Here is a 4,225-nt window from a genome sequence, read left to right on the forward strand (position 1 = left end):
ACAAAATCGAACGAGCATATCGTTGCTGGCGCAAAGCTCTTCTATCTCTTGACTTTCAATATTTTCAACGGGGACAATTTCGGCGTCTCTGCCATCGCCGCCGTCTTCTCGCTTCTGATCGCTTTCACTTTTTCGGGTGCACTCTCGCTCTCTACCCAAGCTAAGTTTGAAGCATTTGTCGTCGGTATAGCCGTATCGGTATTTGTATTCAGTCCACTCGCCGCACACAACTTCTTTCTTGGGATGAGCGGGGTCGTTTGGATYGGCGCAAATCTCTTCACCGTGCTGGCTGYATTGGCTTTTTGGCAATCGGCCGAACACGATAAGCCGTATGGCTATCTCTTTGCGATAGCTTTGGCCGCTATTGCTTCGCAATTCTATAGCACCGGCCTTACTGCATTGTGCGCGATCGGCATCCAGGGATTCTGCTCAGACAAAACGAGGCGGCTTGGTGCCTTAATTTTCATGGTAGGCGCAATCTATGTGATTGTAATCGCTGTGCTTCAGTACGTCCCGCCACAACATGGGGCACGCAATTTCAATCCGATACAGACTATTTTGTTCTGCTTTACGTTCATCGGTGGCGGCATCGTAACTTCCGAATCGGCCGCACTTCCGCTTGGCGCAATCGGAATTGTGGCGGCCACTCTGATCGTTGGGCTTTGCCTTTTGCGGCCTGGCGAAAGCAGGTAYCGATCRGCCTTCTGGATTGCGATCATGGCCTATGCCGTCATGACGAGTGGGCTCGCGGCAATCGGTAGATCAAATTTGGGGGGAGACGCCGCAGCCTTGGAGAGTAGATATGCGACCATTCCGGCACTTTTCTGGGTTGCACTATTTGGAGCGGGCTTTAGCCTTTTTCGGCACGCTACTTTTGTCCGTCGGTTTTCGATCGCAATATTCGCCGCCGGAGCCGCACTAGTTCTGGTGAACGGCATCCCTCGGCTGGCATCTCTTCTTGTCAGGGCTGAAGGAAAAGATCTCGCAACACTGGCATTGTCGCTSGGCATCAAAGACCCCGACATGATGCAATCCGTTACGCTGTGGCCGAGTCAGTACTATGCTGTCGAAAAGTACCTCAAGAAATTCAATCACGTCCCGTTCAACGGGAGAGACTTYGGCTGCCCCTCGCTCGGCRCCGGGCTGGCAATCCCCACCCAGCCGAACAGCTTGACSGGCTACATTGATGCCGTGTCCAAAATAGARGATCCGCAGTGGGGACGCGTCTCCGGTTGGGTCGCGGACACSTCGAACAAGTGGCCCCCACTGCTGGGCAGCGATATTCTTACCACCTACCGCTGCATTGCCTTCGTTGACGGCACGGGAACGGTCGTGGGGTTGGGATTGGGAGGAGCGCATCGGCCGGACGTGGCGAAGTTCCTCGGGCGAGRGCGTGACGACTAYGGCTGGAGTGGYTACRTMGATCTTCGACGTGTGCCKGCTAGCCCTGCWTCTCGATCGATATATGCAGTTTTGCTTACGCCGTCYGGGTGGACGAGATTGCASGCACCTGGGGTTGGATTTCARTTTTGAAAAATACCTATGTAGCGTCGTCAGATTCGCCCGGAAAGYAGCTGAGSGCTGCGGATTGCTTGCGCTCAGTGCCGAAGCCTAGGCGTTTGGCGAGCCCGCCAGGGGGCGGATTTCGGGATGTGGCGACGGGAGCCTCTGGAAAGCCTTGGCGCTCGCCCCCTCAGGGATACAAGGACAATACACTCTTCAAGACCCACGCGGTGGTGAGCTTGTTGCGGAAAGTCGGCGATGCTGAAACGCTCTCAATTGTGTGCTCTCATCAGGAGAATTTTCGCCGCTTGGATGAACCGCGTTCGCAGCTACGTGCCGCCGCGCTTCCAGATGCGGCGCCAGGAYCACGTCKCTGCTCGAGCACTATTGGCGTTGCCSAACAGCAACAGRGGCCRARGTTCCTSGYATCATGATCYCTGTCAGTCCATTTAAGGATTGCCTGYSGGTCAAGCTGAGATCATACATTAGCTGGAGATCATACATTCCTAAATTCTWAGTTAGCTSAGATCATACAWTCCTAATTAGTTGATTTTTGGAGATCGRCACCATGGCTGCGCGCGGAAGCGGCGAAGCTGCGGGCGAGCCCCTTTCGGAAGAGMGCGAACCGGCCGRGGCCTCGCCCGATCTCACTTATTCGATGTCGGCCGGGCTGGTGGCGCGGCTGAAGGCGCTGGAYGTYGCGCTCGCGGTTACCTCCTACCAGTCCGGCCTGTTCTATCTCATYGGCCGCAACCCGATGACCRGCGGGCTCAACGTTCACCAGACGCCGATTCTACGGCCGATGGGACTTGCCTACGCCTCCGACGGGACGCTCATGCTTGTGGCAGGCTTCCATCTCGTGCGCTTCGTCAACGCGCTGGAACCACACCAGCGGGCCAATGAGATCTTTGACGCCTGCTWTGTACCGCGCACCGTGCACGTYACCGGGGAACTCGACGCGCATGACRTCGGCATYGGCGCGGCCGGCCGGCCCATATTCGTCAACACGCGTTTCAACTGCCTCGCCACCGTGTCGGACCGCTACAGCTTCGAGGAAGTGTGGCGGCCGCCCTTCATCTCGGCGCTGGTGGACGAGGACCGCTGCCACCTGAACGGTCTGGCGATGCGCGACGRTGAGGCGGCCTATGCCACGGCTGTCAGCCGCTCCGACACGATCGACGGCTGGCGCGACCGGCGCGCCGACGGCGGCGTTGTGATCGATGTCAGGACCGGCACRGTCGTGTGCGAGGGGCTCTCCATGCCGCATTCGCCGCGTCTCCATCGAGGAGCGCTGTGGCTGCTCAACTCCGGCACAGGCGAGCTCGGCATCGTGGARCTGCCGAAGGACGGCGGCATGGGSCACTTCGAGCCGGTCGCGTTCTGCCCGGGTTTCGGGCGCGGGCTGGCGTTTTGCGGCCGCTACGCTTTCGTYGGTCTTTCCAAGCCGCGCTACAAGCGCTTCGAGGGGCTSGCGCTCGAYGCCCGCCTCGCCGCCGCCRATTCCGAGCCGTGGTGCGGCATCCAGGTCATCGACCTGGAAAAGGGAASCTGCGTCGACTGGTTCCGCATCGACGGCCAGGTGGCCGAGCTCTACGACCTCGCCGTCATCCCCGGCTTTGCCTGCCCCATGGCGGTGAGCCTKCGCTCGCCCGAAGCGGCAGGATTCGTCAGTCATCCGRCGAAAGACGGGCGACMGCAATTGCCATCGAACGATTCTCTTGCCGAAGCTGTTACGGGAGCCACGGCCACGCAATAACCAAGACCGCGAAGCGGAGGCGATCATGAGGCAGGGGACGAAACTGGGAAAYACGGACGGGCCGGCGCTCGGCCTGCGCAATCGCCTGGTRCTCGGCGCCGCGCTCGCGACGAGCGCCTTCCTCGGTGGCTATCGCGGCTATGTGCGACGTGCMTATGCSGMCTGCAGCGGCGCCGGCGGCACCTACACCTGTACCGGCGTGACGACGACGACGCAGACGCTGCCTCCGCTCGGGTCGCCTCCCACCGTGCTCAACGTGACAACGGACAACACCTTCRGTATCAGCACAGCCGCGGGCAACGCCCTTACCCTCACGGGCACTGGCGGACTCACATTTAGCGACTACGCTTCTGGAGACCCCAATTTCTCGACSATCACTGGCTTTGTTAGCGGTATCGTAGCGCGCAACTMCARTAGCGGTGCGCTGTCGATCWCCACTACMGGGACCGTCACAGGAAACAACCTGTCGAGTCCCGGATTTGGCGGAATAGGCATCTACGCCCACAACTACGTCGGAACCACCGACCTGACGATCCAGGCGGCGGACGTAAGCGGTGCGAGTAACGGCATTCGCGCCATTAACCAGGGAAGCGGAGTGCTGTCGATTACCGTCAGCGGGACGGTGACGAGTACGAGCGCAAACTATCCCAGCATCTCCGCCGCGAACTATGGCACTGAGCTGTCGATCGTGGCGGCGAACGCGACAGGTCAGATCAATGCCCATAATTACGGAAGCGGCGAATTGTCGATTACCGTGACGGGGACGGCGGCAGCCTCGAACTTTCCCGCCATTTTCGCTCGCAACCACGCTGGTACAAATCTAACAATTACGACCGCAGGTACAGTGACTGGAACATCCGGCATCTACTCCCGGAACGACGGGAGCGGAGCACTATCGATTACCGCTACCGGCGCGGTGACGGGGACGACCAATAGCGGCATTTACGCCCGCAACAATACTGGCAC

2 protein-coding genes and 1 pseudogene are annotated in these 4,225 nt (G+C 59.5%); all 3 read left to right on the forward strand.

The window, feature by feature from the left end; genetic code table 11:
• A partial coding sequence (locus tag ACXJ7R_RS26205) for a hypothetical protein (RefSeq protein WP_457154363.1) occupies positions 1 to 1,533 on the forward strand: 1,533 nt, incomplete at its 5' end.
• A gap of 538 nt (positions 1,534 to 2,071) precedes the next feature.
• On the forward strand, positions 2,072 to 3,259 hold the full coding sequence (locus ACXJ7R_RS26210; RefSeq protein ID WP_457154364.1) for a TIGR03032 family protein: 1,188 nt from the start codon (positions 2,072 to 2,074) through the stop codon (positions 3,257 to 3,259).
• A gap of 25 nt (positions 3,260 to 3,284) precedes the next feature.
• Positions 3,285 to 4,225: pseudogene (locus ACXJ7R_RS26215) on the forward strand (hypothetical protein); the annotation flags it as partial.

The sequence above is a fragment of the Mesorhizobium sp. P5_C1 genome, assembly GCF_054049815.1.